Source organism: Roseateles toxinivorans (assembly GCF_004362525.1).
GTDB classification, from domain to species: domain Bacteria; phylum Pseudomonadota; class Gammaproteobacteria; order Burkholderiales; family Burkholderiaceae_C; genus Paucibacter; species Paucibacter toxinivorans.
The window spans coordinates 299,145-316,013 of record NZ_SNXS01000001.1; the positions used below are offsets into that span (position 1 = coordinate 299,145).

The following is a 16,869-nucleotide window of genomic DNA, read 5'->3' on the forward strand; positions in this document are numbered from 1 at the left end:
ACATGAGTGACAAGACGCCACGTTTGGCGATGGTCGCCGGCGAGGCGTCCGGTGATCTGCTGGCCGGCCTGCTGCTCGGCGGCCTGCGCGCCCGCTGGCCGGGGCTGACGGCTCACGGCATAGGCGGGCCCAAGATGGCCGCCCAGGGCTTCGATGCCTGGTGGCCGCACCACAAGCTGTCGGTATTCGGCTATGTGGATGCCCTGCTGCACTACCGCGAGATCATGGGCATACGCGATCAGCTGGCCCAGCGCCTGTTGGCCGACAAGCCCGAACTCTTCATCGGCGTCGATGCCCCCGACTTCAATTTCGGCCTGGAGCTGAAGCTGCGCGAAGCCGGCGTCAAGACGGTGCATTTTGTCTGCCCGTCGATCTGGGCCTGGCGCGGCGAGCGGGTACAGAAGATTGCCCGTGCCGTCGACCATGTGCTGTGCCTGTTCCCGTTCGAACCGGCGCTGCTGCAGCAGCATGGCATTGCCGCCACCTATGTCGGCCATCCGCTGGCCGACGCGATTCCCCTGCAGCCACCCAAGGTCGCCAGCCGCAAGGCGCTGGGGCTGAACGACAGAGATACCGTCGTCGCCCTGCTGCCCGGCAGCCGCAGGAGCGAGATCCGCTTCATCGCCCAGCCGCTGCTGCAGGCCGCCGCGCTGTTGCAGCTGGCGCGGCCCGAGCTGCGCTTCGTGATGCCGGTGGCACCGGGCCTGGCCGAGCTGATCACGCCGCTGGTGCAGCGCTTTGCGCCGAATGTGAATCTGCAACAGCTGGACGGCCGCTCGCACGAGGCGCTGGCCGCCTGCGACATCACGCTGGTGGCCAGCGGCACGGCAACGCTTGAGGCGGCCCTGTTCAAACGGCCCATGGTCATCGCGTACCGCATGCACTGGCTGAACTGGCTGCGCATACGCGGCCGGCGCTACCAGCCCTGGGTGGGCCTGCCCAATGTGCTAGCCCGCGATTTCCTGGTGCCCGAACTGCTGCAGGACGACTGCACGCCCGAGGCGCTCGCCGCCGCTGCACTGTCCTGGCTTGACGACCCGGCGCGCTGCGAAGCGGTGCAGGCCCGCTTCATGGAACAGCACCAGCTGCTGCGCTGCAACACCGCCCAGATTGCCACCGATGCCATCGCGAAAATCCTCAACAAGGCCTGAACAGATGGGCCTGATCTGGGACGGCCCGGGCCTGATGGCCGGCGTCGATGAGGCCGGCCGTGGGCCGCTGGCCGGGCCGGTGGTGGCCGCGGCCGTGATACTCGACGAGCTGCAGCCGATCAAGGGCCTGAATGACTCCAAGGTCTTGAGCGAGCGCACCCGCGAGCGGCTGTTCGACGAGATCCACGCCAAGGCCCTGTGCTTTTGCATTGCCGAGGCCAGCGTCGAGGAGATAGACCGGCTGAACATCCTGCACGCGACGATGCTGGCAATGAAGCGCGCCGTCGAGGGCCTGCGCCTGAAGCCGGCCAAGGTGCTGGTCGACGGCAACCGCATTCCGCTGTTGAAGATTCCGGCTGAGGCCATCGTCAAGGGTGACAGCAAGGTCAAGGCCATTTCGGCCGCGTCGATACTGGCCAAGGTCTCGCGCGACCGCCAATGCCTGGCCATGCACGAGGCCCATCCGCACTATGGTTTCGCCACCCACAAGGGCTATCCGACGGCCGAGCACCTGCAGGCCCTGCGCGAGCACGGTGCCTGCGCCTGGCACAGGCGCACGTTCGGCCCGGTACGACTTTGCCTGGAGCAGGCGCGATGAGCCTCACGAAACAGCCGCTGCACATCACCTCGCGAGACAACCCGCTGTTGATGCGCCTGCGCAAGCTGTCGCAGGACGCCGGCGCCTACCGCAAGCTCGGCTCCGTCTGGCTGGAGGGCGACCATCTGGCCCGGGCCTGCCTGCAGCGCGGCCATGCCTTGAGCCTGGCCCTGCTGACCGAGGAGGGCTGGGGCCAGCCGGAGCTGCGTGCGCTGGCCGAGCAGGCGCCCAAGGTGGTGATCGTGCCGCGCGCGCTGTTCAAGAGCATCAGCGGGCTGGAGTCACCGGCCGAGCTTGGTTTCGAGGTGCCGCATCTGGCGTCGGCGGCCGTCTTGCCCGCAGTGGACAGTGTGATCCTGGACCGGCTGCAAGACGCCGGCAATGTTGGCAGCATTCTGCGCAGCGCCTCGGCGCTGGGCGTGCGCCAGGTGCTTGCCCTGAAAGGCACGGCCGCGCTGTGGTCGCCCAAGGTCCTGCGGGCCGGCATGGGCGCACATTTCGCGCTGAATCTGGTCGAGGGCCTGAGCCTGGCCGATCTGGACGGCCTGCAGGCGGCGATGGTGGCCACCAGCTCCTATGCCGAGCGGGAGCTGCAGCAGCTGAGCCTGCCCCAGCCCTGCGCCTGGGTGCTGGGCCATGAAGGGCAGGGCATCAGCGACGAGCTGATGGCCCGCTGTGCGCTGACCGTGCGCATCCCGCAGCCGGGCGGCGAGGAATCGCTGAATGTCGCCAGCGCGGCGGCGATCTGCCTGTACGAGTCGGCCAGGCAGCGCCTTGTCGCAACGCCTCAGTAAATCGCCAAGGCGTCGGGCTTGATGTCCCGCAATATCGTCGCCGAGATCTCCTCGATCGACTTGTGGGTCGATGACAGCCAGGCAATGCCCTCGCGCTTCATCATTGCCTCGGCCTCATTGACCTCGTAGCGGCAGTTCGCCAGCGAGGCATATTTGCTGCCCGGGCGGCGCTCGTTGCGGACCTGGCTCAGCCGGTCCGGGTCAATGGTCAGGCCGAAGCAGCGCTTCTTGTGCGGGGCCAGCATCGAGGGCAGCTTGCCGCGCTCGAAATCCTCGGGGATCAGCGGGTAGTTGGCGGCCTTGATGCCGTGCTGCATGGCCAGGTAGAGGGACGTCGGCGTCTTGCCGCAGCGGCTGACGCCGACCAGTATCACGTCGGCGGCCTCGATATTGCGGGTCGCCTGGCCATCGTCATGGGCCAGCGAGAAGTTGATCGCCTCGATGCGGTCGTGGTACTCCTGACTCTTGGCCACATCGGAGAAGCGCCCCACGCGGTGGTTGGACTTGACGGCGAACTCGGCCTCCAGCGGCTCGATGAAGGTGTTGAACATGTCCAGCACCAGGCCCTTGCAATGGGCCTTGAAGAAGGCCAGCACCGACAAATCCACCAGCGTGACAAAGACCACCGGCCGCTTGCCCTCGGTCGCGCCCAGCACATTGATCTCGTTGATCACCTGCCGGGCCTTGTCTTCGGAGTCGATGAAGGGCCGGCGCACCAGCCGCGGCTTGCCCGGGAACTGGGCCAGTATCGATTTGCCAAAGGTTTCGGCCGTGATGGCCGTACCGTCCGAGACAAAGTACACAGAGCGATTGGGCATGGCGGGGCATTGAGTTCAGGGTAAGTGCCCATCATAGAAGGGCTTGCCCGTAGAATCCCGAACATCTTCTCCGCGACGCCCGGCCGTGCACACTGTCTCCCTCGAATCAGAATCTACAAATGGGTGCAGACCCATGCGCCAGAGCGCCCGTTGCGCCGCGCATGGCATGGTTGATCGAATTGACGCGGGAACCCCGGTTTTTCAACCTTATGGAGTTTCCCTATGTCTGCCAACTATGAGGCGACCGCCCTGGTCGTACCGTTTGAGCACCTGAGAATGAGCGATGTCGAGGTGGTCGGCGGCAAGAACGCCAGCCTCGGCGAAATGATTTCCCAGCTTGCCGCCAGTGGCGTGCGCGTGCCGGGTGGCTTTGCCACCACCGCCCACGCCTTCCGGGCCTTCCTGAACTACGAGGGCCTGGATGAGCGCATCAAGACCCGTCTGGCGGCCCTGAACACCGACGACGTGCGCGCACTGGCCGAGGCCGGGGCCGAAATCCGCGGCTGGGTCGAGGCCCAGCCCTTCCCGGCCGATCTGGAAGCGGCGATCCGCGCCGAGTTCGCCCGCATCAGCGCTGGCAACCCGGAAGCCTCGTTTGCCGTGCGCTCGTCGGCCACCGCCGAAGACTTGCCCGATGCCTCCTTCGCCGGCCAGCAGGAAAGCTTCCTGAACGTTGTCGGCATCGAGACGGTGCTGCACAAGCTCAAGGAGGTGTTCGCCTCGTTGTACAACGACCGCGCCATCAGCTACCGGGTGCACAAGGGCTTCGAGCACAGCGAAGTGGCCCTGTCGGCCGGCGTGCAGCGCATGGTGCGCTCCGACCTGGGCTCGTCTGGCGTGATGTTCACGATGGACACCGAGTCCGGCTTCAAGGACGTGGTCTTCATCACCTCCAGCTACGGCCTTGGCGAAACCGTGGTGCAGGGCGCCGTCAACCCCGACGAGTTCTACGTCCACAAGCCGGCGCTGGCGCGCGGCAAGGTGGCCGTGATACGCCGCAACCTCGGCTCCAAGCTGATTCGGATGGAGTTTGCCTCGCCCGAGGAGAAGGCCGCCACCGGCCGTCTGGTCAAGACGGTGGACACCGCACCCGAGCAGCGCAACCGCTATTCGCTGAATGACGCCGAGGTCACCGAGCTGGCCCGCTACGCGCTGATCATCGAGCAGCACTATGGCCGCGCGATGGACATCGAATGGGGCCGCGACGGCATCGATGGCCAGATCTACATCCTGCAGGCCCGCCCCGAGACGGTGAAGAGCCAGGCCGAGGGCAAGGCCGAGCACCGTTACAAGCTCAAGGGCCATAGCGCCGTGCTGGCCGAGGGCCGCGCCATCGGTCAGAAGATAGGCACCGGCCCGGTGCGCCTGGTGCACAGCATTGCCGAGATGGACCGCGTCCAGCCCGGCGATGTGCTGGTCACCGACATGACCGACCCGAACTGGGAGCCGGTGATGAAGCGCGCCGCCGCCATCGTCACGAATCGTGGCGGCCGTACCTGCCACGCCGCCATCATCGCCCGCGAGCTGGGCATCCCGGCCGTGGTTGGCTGTGGTGACGCGACCGAGACGCTGAAGGACGGCCAGCTGGTCACCGTGGCTTGCTCCGAGGGCGACACCGGCCACATCTACGACGGCCTGCTTGAGACCGAGGTCACCGAGGTGCTGCGCGGCGAGCTGCCCTACTGCCCGGTCAAGATCATGATGAACGTCGGCAACCCGCAGCTGGCCTTCAACTTCTGCCAGATGCCCAGCGCCGGCGTCGGCCTGGCACGGCTGGAGTTCATCATCAACAACAATATCGGCGTGCACCCGAAGGCCATCCTCGACTATCCGAATGTCGATGCGGACCTGAAGAAGGCGGTAGAGTCGGTGGCGCGCGGCCACGCCTCGCCGCGCGCCTTCTATGTGGACAAGCTGGTCGAGGGCGTGGCCACCATTGCCGCCGCCTTCTGGCCCCGCCCGGTGATCGTGCGTTTGTCGGACTTCAAGAGCAACGAGTACCGCAAGCTGATCGGCGGCTCGCGCTACGAGCCCGATGAAGAGAACCCGATGCTGGGCTTCCGCGGCGCTTCCCGCTATATCAGCGGCGACTTCCAGGACGCCTTCGCGATGGAATGCGAGGCGCTGAAGCGGGTGCGCATCGACATGGGGCTGACCAATGTCGAGATCATGGTGCCCTTCGTGCGCACGGTGCGCCAGGCCGAGCGCGTCGTCGCCATGCTGGGCGATCGTGGCCTCAAGCGCGGCCAGGACGGCCTGCGCCTGATCATGATGTGCGAGGTGCCCAGCAACGCCATCCTGGCCGAGCAGTTCCTGGAGCATTTCGACGGCATGTCGATAGGCTCCAACGACCTGACCCAGTTGACGCTGGGCCTGGACCGTGATTCGGGCCACGAGCAGCTGGTCGGCGACTTCGACGAGCGCGATCCGGCCGTCAAGGCCTTGATCTCGCGTGCCATCGCCGCCTGCCGGGCCACCGGCAAGTACATCGGCATCTGCGGCCAGGGCCCCAGCGACCACCCGGACTTTGCCGACTGGCTGGCCCAGGAAGGCATCGCCTCGATGTCGCTGAACCCCGATAGCGTGGTCGAGACCTGGACCCGTTTGGCCAAGCGCTAAGCTGCAGCCGCCTCGCACAACGGCCCTTCGGGGCCGTTTTTGCGCGCGCTGCGGTGGGTTTCCCGGGTAGATCAGGATTGCCAGGGGGCCCTGCATGCCCATGATGGGTGCCAGGCCGATCAATCACAACGACGACAGCGAGACAAGCGGACCATGAGCGCGCCCGCCTTCAAGCGAAGGCTCAACAAGATCTATGGCTGGTACACGCTCGGCTTTATTGCCTTTGTGCTGGGCATGGGCCTGCTGGAGCGCGCCGGCCTGCCCAAGTCGGGCATAGGCTTCATCTTCCTGCTCGCGCCGGTGGCCCTCTATGCCTGCATAGGCATCATGAGCCGCACCACCGACGCGACCGAGTATTACGTGGCTGGCCGGCGCGTGCCGGCGATGTACAACGGCATGGCCACCGCCGCCGACTGGATGAGCGCGGCTTCCTTCCTGGGCCTGGCGGGCAGCCTCTACCTGTCGGGCTATGCCGGCCTGGCCTTCGTGCTGGGCTGGACCGGTGGCTACTGCCTGGTGGCCCTGTTGCTGGCGCCCTATCTGCGGCGCTTCGGCGAGTACACCATCCCCGACTTTCTGGGCGCCCGCTATGCCAGCCATCTGGTGCGCACGGTCGCCATTCTGGCCACCATCCTGTGCTCCTTCACCTATGTGGTGGCGCAGATCTATGGCGTGGGCCTGATCACCACGCGGCTGACCGGCCTGACCTTCGAGATCGGTGTGTTCGTCGGCCTCGGCGGTGTGCTGCTGTGCTCATTTCTGGGCGGGATGCGGGCCGTCACCTGGACCCAGGTGGCGCAGTACATCATCATCATCATTGCCTACCTGGTTCCGGTGGTGTGGCTGTCGGTCAAACAGACCGGCATTCCGTTGCCCCAGCTGGTCTATGGCTACCAACTGCAGCAGGTCAGCGAGCGCGAGCAGCAGCTGATGCGCGACCCCAAGGAGCTGGAGGTCATACAGGTCTTCAAGCAGCGCGCCCTGGCCTTCGAGGCGAAGCTTGCCGACGTGCCGGGCTCGCTGGCCCGCGACCGCGCGCAGGCGCAGGCCCGTGTGGCTGCGCTGAAGGCCAGCGAAGCCGGGCTGGCCGAGGTGCAGGCGGCCGAGAAGGCCCTGGCTTCATTGCCCAAAAGCGCCAACGAGGCCCGGGAGGTGTGGACCAAGGCCCTTGCCCTCAACGAGGCCCGCGCCCGGCCGCTGGCGGGCATGCATGCCCATACCGAACAGTTCGCCGGCGATCCTGAGGGTGACGCCCAGGCTCGGGGCAGCTACGACAGTTCGCGCCTGAATTTCCTGGCCCTTGTGTTCTGCCTAATGGTCGGCACCGCCGGGCTGCCGCACATCCTGATGCGCTGCTACACCACGCCCTCGGTGCGCGAGGCGCGCGAGTCGGTGACCTGGTCGCTGGTCTTCATCTTCCTGCTCTATGTGACCGCGCCGGCGCTGGCGGTGATGGTCAAGTTCGAGGTCTTCAATGTGCTGGTGGGCACGCCGTTCGACCAGTTGCCGGCCTGGATCGCGCAGTGGTCCAAGGTCGATGCCAGCCTGCTGTCGGTCAGCGACGTCAACCGCGACGGCATCTTCCAGCTCGGCGAGATGGCCATCAACGGCGATATCGTGATGCTGGCCACGCCGGAGATTGCCGGCCTGCCCTATGTGGTGTCGGGCATGGTGGCGGCCGGCGGCCTGGCCGCGGCATTGTCGACCGCGGACGGCCTGCTGCTGACCATCGCCAGCGCGTTGTCGCATGATTTCTACTACCGCATGGTCAATCCGAATGCGACGGCGGCCCGGCGCGTCACCATCTCCAAGGCCCTGCTGCTGGTGGTGGCCCTGGGCGCGGCGGCGGTGGCGGTGCAGAAGCCGGCCGACATCCTGTTCCTGGTCTCGGCCGCGTTCTCGTTCGCCGGCGCGGCGTTCTTCCCGGCGCTGGTGCTGGGCGTGTTCTGGAAGCGGGCCAACACCTGGGGTGCGCTGTGCGGCATGGCCGCCGGCCTGGGCCTGACCTGCTACTACCTGGCCACCAACCACCCCTGGCTGCGCAATCTGCTGGGCATCAACTCGCCGATCGAGCTGTGGTGGGGCATCCAGCCTATCTCGGCCGGCGTGTTTGGCGTGCCGCTGGGCTTTGCGGTGATGGTGCTGGTGAGCCTGCTGACACCCAAGCCCTCCCGCGAGCAGGGCGAGATGGTGGACTGGCTCCGCAGGCCCCGTGTCGAGGCCTGATATTGCCGCATCGCTGTGCAAAGAGCCGGCGTTGGTGGCTTGATCAGGCTATAATCGTGGGCTTCACCTTGCCGTCGCTGCGACTTTGACGCTGCAGCACGGCTTCCACGAACCCGAATTCCCCCCAAGGTTCGGAATCCACAAGGAGTAAACATGCGTCATTACGAGATCGTTCTGCTGATCCATCCGGATCAAAGCGAACAAGTTCCGGCTATGCTGGAGCGTTACAAGACCCTGATCACCGCCGGTGGTGGCACGGTCCATCGTCTGGAAGACTGGGGCCGTCGTCAGATGGCTTACCTGATCCAGAAGCTGGCCAAGGCCCACTATCTGTGCCTGAACATCGAAGTCAGCAAGGAAGTCCTGGCTGAGCTCGAAACGGGTTTCCGCTTCAATGACGCCGTGCTGCGCCACCTGACGGTGGTCAAGCCCAAGGCCGAAACCGCACCGTCGATCATGATGAAGGCGGTTGAGCGCGAAGAGGCCCGCAAGGCCCCGGTGTCGCAGGAAGCGACTGCCTGAAGTCCATAGCCGCGAGCCACGTCCCTTCGCTGCCTGCCGTGAACCAGTTGGTTCTGAGCGCGCAGCTGCTGGAACGAGGCGCTGTGAGATACACACCCGCCGGTCTGCCCGTGATCGACATGTGCCTGAAGCACGAGTCGCAAGTCCAGGAAGCCGGAACCCCGCGCAAAGTCTCGATGGAGCTCAAAGCGGTGGTGATAGGCGGTTTGTCACAGCGGGTCAGCGCACTGGGGATTGGAGAGTCGGCTTGTTTCACAGGCTTTCTCGCTGCCCAGCGCAACGGTCGCGGTACGGTGTTTCACATCACCGCCCTGGACTGAAAGCTCGCACTGTTTGTTTTGTTCCGGATTGAATTGAAAGAGGTCTAAAAATGGCACCACCTCGTGGTAAAGGCCGGTTCTCCAAGGACCGCAAGCCCAAGCGCAATACCCAGTCGCTGCTGTTCCGCCGCAAGCGTTTCTGCCGCTTCACCGTCACTGGCGTCGAACAGATCGACTACAAGGACATCGATACCCTGCGCGACTTCGTCGGCGAAAACGGCAAGATCACGCCGGCTCGTCTGACCGGTACGCGTGCTTTCTTCCAGCGTCAGCTGACGGTTGCCATCAAGCGCGCGCGCTTCCTGGCCATGCTGCCGTACAGCGACCAGCACAAGGTCTGAGGAGTCACCCAACATGCAAATCATTCTGCTTGAAAAGGTCGCGAACCTCGGCAATCTGGGCGATATCGTCAAGGTCAAGGACGGCTACGCACGCAACTTCCTGATCCCTTCGCGCAAGGCTCGCCGTGCGACCGAAGTGGCGATCAAGGAATTCGAAGTCAAGCGCGCCGAGCTGGAAAAGGCTGCTGCCGAGAAGCTGGCCGTTGCCCAGGCTCTGGGCGAGTCGATGGCCGGCAAGACCGTGCGCGTCAGCCAAAAGGCTGGCGTGGACGGCCGTCTGTTCGGTTCGGTCACCAATGCCGACATCGCCGAAGCGCTGGTCAAGCTGGGCTTCACCATTGCCAAGGCCCAGGTTCGCCTGCCCAACGGCCCGCTGAAGACCGTGGGCGAGCACCCGGTCAGCGTCGCTCCGCACACCGATGTGGTGGTTGAAGTGACCGTGCAAGTGGTTGCTGAAGCTGACTGAGCGATCAAGTCCGCGCATGCCACGGCATGTGCAGCTTTGTAAAGGCCGGCATTGCCGGCCTTTTTTCATGGTGCGCCGCGACAAGGCGCCACGGTTACAAATGAGTCGCTTGCCCCCAGCGACTCCCCAGCTTGCCCACAGTGTTGTCCACAGGGGCGGGGGCCTTCCCGCCGTATAGTTCCAGCCATGTCAGCCGTCTTCTCCAAAAGCAGTTTTCCCGGCGCCGAGCCACGTGATGACGAGGTGGCCCGCCTGCGCGTGCCGCCCCATTCGGTGGAGGCCGAGCAGAGCGTGCTGGGAGGCTTGCTGCTGGACAACTCGGCCTGGGACCGCGCCGGTGACCTGGTCACCGAATCCGACTTCTACCGCTACGAGCACCGAACGATCTTTGCCGCCATCGGCGGCCTGATCAATGGCAGCAAGCCGGCCGACGTGGTGACGGTCTACGAGCAGCTGCAAAGCCTGGGTAAGGCCGACGAGTGCGGCGGGCTGACCTATCTGAACGCGCTGGCGCAAAGCGTGCCCAGCGCGGCCAATCTGCGCCGCTATGCCGAAATCGTCCGCGAGCGGGCGATCCTGCGCAAGCTGATCTCGGCCAGCGACGAGATTGCCACCAAGGCCTTCAATCCGCAGGGTACGCCGGTCAACACCATCCTGGACGAGGCCGAGGCACAGATTTTCCGCATTGGCGAGGAGGGCACGCGCACCAAGCAGGGTTTTCTGAGCATGGACAAGCTGGTCATCGAGCTGCTCGACCGTGTCAACGAGCTGGCCGAGAACGGTGCCGAGGAAGTGACCGGCGTCAGAACCGGCTTCTACGACCTGGACCGCATGACCGCCGGCCTGCAGCCGGGCGACCTGATCGTGCTGGCCGCGCGCCCCTCGATGGGCAAGACGGCGTTCGCCATCAATATCGGCGAGAACGTGGCCATCAACGAGGGCCTGCCGGTCGTCATCTTCTCGATGGAAATGGGCGCCGCCCAGCTGGCCCTGCGTATGGTTGGCTCGATCGGCCGCATCGACCAGAGCCATCTGCGCACCGGCGCGCTGCGCGATGATGAATGGAGCCGATTGGCCGAGGCGGTCGACAAGCTCAGCAAGTCCAGCATCTTCATCGACGAGAGCCCGGGCCTGTCGCCATCCGAGGTGCGCGCCCGTGCGCGCCGCCAGTCGCGCCAATGCGGCAAGCTGGGGCTGATCATCATCGACTACCTGCAGCTGATGAGCGGCAGCGGTGGCAATGAGGAGAACCGGGCCACCGTGATCGGCGAAATCTCGCGGGGCCTGAAGGCCCTGGCCAAGGAGTTGAAGTGCCCGGTAATCGCGCTGTCGCAGCTGAACCGCTCGGTCGAAACGCGGCCCGACAAGCGGCCGATGATGTCCGACCTGCGCGAGTCGGGCGCGATCGAGCAGGACGCGGACATCATCATGTTCATCTACCGCGACGAGTACTACACCAAGGACGAGTGCAAGGAGCCGGGCGTGGCCGAGATCATCATCGGCAAGCAGCGTAACGGCCCGGTGGGCACGGTCAAGCTGACCTTCCTGCGCCCGCTGACCAAGTTCGACAACCTGGCGCCGGGCATGGCCAGCGACGGCGGGCCGGACTACTAAGACGGGGTCGCCCCGGACTTTACCGGGAGGGTGGTGAAATACTGTATATAGTTACAGTATGTCGTCCAGCAAGAAACGCTTTGTTCCTATTGCCGCCGTGCCCAGCGAGGCCGAGCAGGCCGACGGCCGCGCCACGGTGGCGCCGCCGCGCAAGGGCCGCGGCACGGCCTGGCAGATTGCCCATCGCTTCCACAGCGACGAGCGCGAGGGCTTCGACGATGGCTGGGGCACTCTGGACCAGCAGGCCAGCGAAGAACACCTGCCGCCGGCCACCCAGATCATCGAGGAGCAGGCCAGGCGTGTCGTCAACACCAACAGCTCGCCCGACATCTTCTTCGAGCTCTCGCTGAACCCCTACCGCGGCTGCGAGCATGGCTGCATCTATTGCTTTGCCCGGCCCACGCACAGCTATCTGAACCTGTCGCCGGGACTGGACTTCGAGACCCGCATCGTCGCCAAGGTGAATGCCGCCGAGCGCCTGCGCAGCACGCTGTCTGGCAAGGGATATCAGCCCCATCCTATCTGCATAGGCGCTGCCACCGATGCCTACCAGCCGGTGGAACGCAAGCTGGGCATCACACGGGCCATCATCGAGGTCCTGAGCGAGCACCATCACCCGTTCTCGGTGATCAGCAAGTCGTCCGGCATCGAGCGTGATCTGGACCTGATCGTGCCGATGGCCGAGCGCCAACTGGTGGCCGTCTATCTGTCCATCACCAGCCTGGATGCCAGGCTCAGCCGCATCATGGAGCCGCGTGCGGCTGCGCCGGCACGCCGGCTGGAGACGATGGAGAAGCTGGCACGGGCCGGGGTGCCGGTGGGAATCAGTGTCTCGCCGCTGATTCCCTTCATCAACGAACCTGAGCTGGAGCGTGTGCTGGAGGCCGGCGCCAATGCCGGTGCGCGCACCGCCTTCAGCATCCCGGTGCGCCTGCCCTGGGAGGTGAATCCGCTGTTCCAGCAGTGGCTGGAGCAGCACTTCCCGGACCGCGCGGCTCGCGTCATGGCGCGCATACGCGAGATGCGCGGCGGCAAGGACAATGACCCGAACTTCGGCTCGCGGATGAAGGGCGAGGGCCTGTGGGCCGAGCTGATGCAGCAGCGCATGCACAAGGCCTGCGCACGGCTGGGGCTCAACCGTCAGCGCTTTTCGCTCGACCTGGGTCAGTTCAGGGTGCCTGTAGCTCGGCAGGCTGATGGGGCTCAGGCCGAGTTGTTCTAGCTTGAGCAGGTGTCAGCCAGCGTTGCATCGCGTGGTACAGCAGCAGCGAGGTGCTCCAGCAAATCCAGGCCGTCCACAGCGTGTGGCTGGGATAGTGGGCGCCACGCGCCATCTGCGCGAGGCCGAACATCGCACCCAGGCTGCAGGCTGCGATCAGAAAGCCGCGGGCCAGCCGGCTGTGCTGCTCGCGCAGCGCGAAATAGCCGCCGATGAAGGCAAATGCGGCGGACGCATGGCCAGACGGAAAGCAGCGCCCCGGGCCACCGTCGCCGACACCCCAGCGCCAATGGCTCACGTACCGGGCGATGCCGCCAAACTCCTGCAGATCCCAGGGGCAGCTGCTGAGGCTGCCGCGCTTGAGTGCCGGTATCAGCAGCAGGCAGACGACCGTGGCGAACACCCACCACAGGCGAAGCCGCCGGCGCATGGCGTTGCTGCCGCCCAGCCCGGGCAGAGGCTTCCAGACATTCCAGACCAGCGCCGCGAAGACGGCCCACCCGAAGAGGCGCCCACCCTGATGCAGCACGCCGCTGGTGAGGACACTTTCACGCCAGGCAAAGCCGTGCAGGCCGCCGAAAATGCGTGTCGCGGCCAGATCCCAACCGGCCACATCCCAGGCCAGCAGGGCGATCAGCAGCATGGCGGCAGTGATCAGATCGCGCCTGAGATAGGCTGCACCGCGTTCCACCGTTGCTGTCGCCTGAGAGTGCATCGTCATTGCCCTTGTTTGCAACCGGCGAAGAAGTCGCGGTCGGCCTTGTAGATGCTCGCCTGCACGCCCAGCAGGCCCAGCACGCTGTGGAACAGGTGGTCGTGTGAGAGCGGCTGCTCGAGCTTGGCTCGCATGCAGCCGCGGTCGATGGCGCTGCCCGTGCCGGGCAGCCACAGCACCATGGGAATGTGGGTCTGCTCGCGCGGTGCGAAGGCATAGGGCATGCCGTGCAGATAGAGATTGTTCTCGCCCAGCGACTCGCCATGGTCGGACAGGTAGAGCAGGGTCGGATCGAAGCCCGAGGTCTTTTGCTGCAACCAGGCGATAGCCTGGGCCAGCACATGGTCGGCATAGACGATCGAGTTGTCGTAGGCGTTGACCAATTGCTGGGGATCGCATTGCTGCAACACATTGGTCTTGCACTCGGGCTGAAAGGGCTTGAGGTCCGCTGGCGAGCGCTTGTAATAGGCCGGGCCATGACTGCCCATCTGGTGCAGCACCAGCACCACACCCTTGGCACGACGTTCGGCGGGCAGGGCCTCCAGGCGCTGATCCAGGCCATGTAGCAAGGCGCCGTCGAGGCACTCGGGGCCGTTGCACAGGGCCTCAGGCAGAGTCGGTGCGCCGCTGGCCGCGATATGGGCCATGGCATTGGGCACGCGCTCGCAAATGCCCTTGCAGCCTGATTGATTGTCCAGCCACAGCACGGCCAGGCCGGCGCGCTGCAGCGCATCCAGCAGGTTCTCCTGGTGCACCTCCTTGCTATTACCGTACTGCTCGCGGCCCAGGTGCGAGAACATGCAGGGCAGCGAGGCGGCCGTGCTGGTGCCGCAGGATGTGACGTCGCGGAAGCTCAGGACATCGAGCTTGGCCAGCTCCGGATTGGTCGCCCGTGCATAGCCGTTGAGCGAGAAATTCATCGCTCTGGCCGTTTCGCCGACCACCAGCAGCAGCAGCGGCGGCTTGCGGCCGTCGGGGCGCGCGGCGAGCACGGCATCCGCCGCGACGATCTGCGGCGGGCCCCTCGGCTTGCTGCTCTTCTTGAAGGCCACCTGGCCCAGCGCGTAATAGCTGTTCAGCGGGTTGATCAGATAGCGCAGCGATTTGTGATTGCGCATCGTTGAGGCCATATCGGCAAAACAGGCCATCAGCAAGGCCACGGCCAGCGCCAGCCCGAGCAACACCCCGACCAGATTACGCAGCAACTGCCGCCCGAAACCGAGCGATGCCAGGCTTGTGCGCCACAGATAGACAGCGGGCAGGCCGGCCAGCAGCACCAGGGTGACCAGCATGCGCAGGCTCAGCAGGTCGCGGGTCTCGCGCGCATCGGTCTGCAGCACATTGACGATCATCGTGTCGTCTATGACCACGCCGTAGGTGCCCATGAAATGGGCGCCCGCTGCGGCGCTGATCAGCAGTAGGGCGGCGACCGGCTTGATGACGCGGCGCCAGGCGGCGAGGCTCAGTATCGACGCCAGCACGCCGGTGATGATGCCGGCAAATGCCAGCATGAACAGCAGGCCGCGCGGGCTGCCCGTCTCCGGCAGCGCCAGCAGGGCCTTCCACAAGGGCCAGTTACACAGGGTGCCCAACCACAGGGCGGTCAGCCAAGCGAGCAGCAGCGGGGAGCGTTGAGTCTTGGACGAGAAAAGGCTGGGCATGCAAAGAGCGCGGCTGGGGGGAGCGGTATTGTCGCCGAAGCCCATGGTGCCGATCGGGTCAAAAATGGGGCGGCGCCGAGACGGTTCAGCTTCGGTTCAGGTGCGCAGCACCATGCCGCCTGCGCTGCGGCCGCCGCGCTTCTTGTTGACCACGCCGGTGCTGGGCTGACAGAACCTGCGCTGCAACTCATTGGCCTGGGCCAGCAGCTCGGCGCCGTTCTCGATGCGCTCCTGGTGGCGTTTGACGACCAGGCCGGCCAACTCGATCAGCTTGGCATTGCGCGTCTCGGTGCCCCGGGTGATCAGTGACTCCACCGCCAGGCGCGGACGGCCGCGCATCGAGTGGCTCATTGCCTGTTCGGCGAAGGCGGTGATCTCGGACTGGCAGCTGCGGATGATGCTGGTCGCGGGCTCCGACTTTTCGGCCACCGAGACCAAGATCTCGGTGCTGGATTTGGACGTGCAAAAACGCAGGCCCACCTGGCGCATCATGGCCTCCATCTCGTCAAGCTGGATCTCCTGCTGCGACAGGCGCGTCCACAGCGCGACCAGATTGCTGGCCGCCTCGATGTCGAAGTCGTCCAGTGTGATTTCCTTGGCCAGCTCGCGCGACAGCTCCAGCGCGTCGCCAAGCTTGCGGTCCAGCAGCAAGCGCATTGCCGCGATGACCTTCTCGAAGCGGCGCAGGCGCAGCGAGTCGGCATCGTTCTCGAGTGCGCGGCGCACCGTCTCGTGGGCATAGAGCAGGCCCTTGCTGTCCTTGTTGTCGAAGCGCAGCAGTGCGATCAGCACCATCGTCAGCATGTCGAACAGCTTGGACTTCAGGCCGGCGCTGACGGTGCGCTCCAGCATCTTCAGCGCCTCGTCCTTGTGGCCCATGTAGAAGGCCAGCGTACCGCAGTGCTGCTGGCGCAGAAGGCAGCCGGGCGTCAGCTGGGCGGCCAGGCGGTAGGTTTCCAGGGCGCTGCCGATCTCGCCCTGTTCCATCTGCACCCGGCCCATCACGTCATAGGAGTCGGCATGGCCGGGGATGTCGCCGATCAGGGTCTCCAGCGTGCGGCGTGCGGCCACCGTGTCGCCGGCGGCCAGATGGGCGCGCGCCACGCCCAGCCTTGCCCAGGGCACGGTGCGCGCCTCGACCACGGCGTCATAGAGCTTGCGTGCCTCGCCGTGGCGGTCCAGGCGCAGCAGCAGCTCGGCGCCGATACGGGCGGCATAGAGCCAATACTGATCGCGGGCCTCGAACCGGCGCACGCACAGATTGGAGGCGAGCTCGAAGTCCTGCTTCTCCAGTGCCTCGAAGATGTCTTTCAAAACCTTCTTGCGGTGGCGTGCCTGGCTCAGGCGGTCGGCCAGCGAGGTGGCGGAGTAAGGCTTGAGCAGATAGCCATCGAGCGCGGCTTCGGCGGCCTCGGCCACCTTGGCATAGGTGGCCTCGCCGGTGACCATCACGAACACGGTCGAGTAGGGCAGCAGCTGTTCGCGACGCAGCTCGTCCAGAAGGTCCTGGCCCGACATCTCGACGCCGTCGAAGTGATAGTCGCACAGCACGATTTCGTACTGCTTGTGCTCCAGGATCAGGCGCGCCTCGGTGATGCGTCCGACCTGCTTGACCAGACCCACACCCAGGTCCCGCAACTGCGCCGACATCACGCTGCGCGAGGTCGGGTTGCTGTCGATCACCAGCGCGCTGGCGGTGGCAATCTCCTTGTCCAGCATCATCATGGACGTTCCCCTGTGCCACGGCTCGGCCAGCGCAGATGCTCCGCGTGGTTCGGCGAGGGGATGGGCGGGGACAAAGTGCG

General features: G+C 65.5%; 15 protein-coding genes. 11 read left to right on the top strand and 4 right to left on the bottom strand.

Annotated features, from left to right (window positions below):
* Nucleotides 1-2 precede the first annotated feature (2 nt).
* The 3 genes from lpxB to DES47_RS01395 are packed head-to-tail and all read left to right on the top strand — an operon-like array spanning nucleotide 3 to nucleotide 2,543.
* Nucleotides 3-1,151: a lipid-A-disaccharide synthase gene (lpxB, locus tag DES47_RS01385; RefSeq protein ID WP_133698871.1), complete on the top strand. Its 1,149-nt coding sequence runs from the start codon at nucleotides 3-5 to the stop codon at nucleotides 1,149-1,151.
* Complete coding sequence (rnhB, locus tag DES47_RS01390; protein ID WP_133698872.1) at nucleotides 1,120-1,749, top strand: ribonuclease HII; 630 nt, start codon at nucleotides 1,120-1,122, stop codon at nucleotides 1,747-1,749. Before lpxB ends, rnhB begins: the two co-directional genes overlap by 32 nt.
* Entirely contained in the window at nucleotides 1,746-2,543 is a 798-nt protein-coding gene (locus tag DES47_RS01395) for a TrmH family RNA methyltransferase (RefSeq protein ID WP_133698873.1), read from the top strand. Before rnhB ends, DES47_RS01395 begins: the two co-directional genes overlap by 4 nt.
* Here the strand turns inward: DES47_RS01395 and ppsR are convergent.
* Nucleotides 2,537-3,361, bottom strand: a complete 825-nt coding sequence (ppsR, locus tag DES47_RS01400) for a posphoenolpyruvate synthetase regulatory kinase/phosphorylase PpsR (protein WP_133698874.1) — start codon at nucleotides 3,359-3,361, stop codon at nucleotides 2,537-2,539. The genes DES47_RS01395 and ppsR overlap by 7 nt on opposite strands.
* 222 nt (nucleotides 3,362-3,583) lie before the next feature.
* Here ppsR and ppsA point away from each other — a divergent pair, with 222 nt between their 5' ends.
* The 8 genes from ppsA (at nucleotide 3,584) to DES47_RS01440 (ending at nucleotide 12,691) form a co-directional block, all read left to right on the top strand.
* On the top strand, nucleotides 3,584-5,980 hold the full coding sequence (gene ppsA / locus DES47_RS01405) for a phosphoenolpyruvate synthase (protein WP_133698875.1): 2,397 nt from the start codon (nucleotides 3,584-3,586) through the stop codon (nucleotides 5,978-5,980).
* Between the two features lie 153 nt (nucleotides 5,981-6,133).
* Entirely contained in the window at nucleotides 6,134-8,206 is a 2,073-nt protein-coding gene (locus DES47_RS01410; RefSeq protein WP_133698876.1) for a sodium:solute symporter family protein, read from the top strand.
* 153 nt (nucleotides 8,207-8,359) lie between these two features.
* Nucleotides 8,360-8,728 carry a 30S ribosomal protein S6 gene (rpsF, locus tag DES47_RS01415; protein WP_133698877.1) on the top strand — a complete coding sequence of 123 codons (369 nt, stop codon included), beginning with the start codon at nucleotides 8,360-8,362 and terminating at the stop codon, nucleotides 8,726-8,728.
* Nucleotides 8,729-8,766: 38 nt separating this feature from the next.
* Nucleotides 8,767-9,048, top strand: a complete 282-nt coding sequence (gene priB / locus DES47_RS01420; RefSeq protein WP_133698878.1) for a primosomal replication protein N — start codon at nucleotides 8,767-8,769, stop codon at nucleotides 9,046-9,048.
* Between the two features lie 50 nt (nucleotides 9,049-9,098).
* A complete protein-coding gene (rpsR, locus tag DES47_RS01425; RefSeq protein ID WP_133698879.1) occupies nucleotides 9,099-9,389 on the top strand; it encodes a 30S ribosomal protein S18 in 291 nt (96 codons plus the stop codon).
* A 13-nt stretch (nucleotides 9,390-9,402) separates the two neighbouring features.
* Nucleotides 9,403-9,855, top strand: a complete 453-nt coding sequence (rplI, locus tag DES47_RS01430; RefSeq protein WP_133698880.1) for a 50S ribosomal protein L9 — start codon at nucleotides 9,403-9,405, stop codon at nucleotides 9,853-9,855.
* Nucleotides 9,856-10,041: 186 nt separating this feature from the next.
* Entirely contained in the window at nucleotides 10,042-11,469 is a 1,428-nt protein-coding gene (gene dnaB, locus DES47_RS01435; RefSeq protein ID WP_133698881.1) for a replicative DNA helicase, read from the top strand.
* Nucleotides 11,470-11,527: 58 nt separating this feature from the next.
* Nucleotides 11,528-12,691 carry a PA0069 family radical SAM protein gene (locus tag DES47_RS01440; protein ID WP_133698882.1) on the top strand — a complete coding sequence of 388 codons (1,164 nt, stop codon included), beginning with the start codon at nucleotides 11,528-11,530 and terminating at the stop codon, nucleotides 12,689-12,691.
* Here the strand turns inward: DES47_RS01440 and DES47_RS01445 are convergent.
* The 3 genes from DES47_RS01445 to DES47_RS01455 all read right to left on the bottom strand — a co-directional run bounded on the left by DES47_RS01445 (nucleotide 12,639) and on the right by DES47_RS01455 (nucleotide 16,789).
* Entirely contained in the window at nucleotides 12,639-13,409 is a 771-nt protein-coding gene (locus DES47_RS01445) for a phosphatase PAP2 family protein (RefSeq protein WP_243748112.1), read from the bottom strand. The genes DES47_RS01440 and DES47_RS01445 overlap by 53 nt on opposite strands.
* Nucleotides 13,406-15,064, bottom strand: coding sequence for a phosphoethanolamine transferase (locus tag DES47_RS01450; protein ID WP_133698883.1), 1,659 nt, complete (start codon nucleotides 15,062-15,064; stop codon nucleotides 13,406-13,408). The genes DES47_RS01445 and DES47_RS01450 overlap by 4 nt, the downstream gene beginning before the upstream one ends.
* Nucleotides 15,065-15,160: 96 nt before the next feature.
* Nucleotides 15,161-16,789, bottom strand: coding sequence for a response regulator (locus DES47_RS01455; protein WP_133698884.1), 1,629 nt, complete (start codon nucleotides 16,787-16,789; stop codon nucleotides 15,161-15,163).
* Nucleotides 16,790-16,869 lie beyond the last annotated feature (80 nt).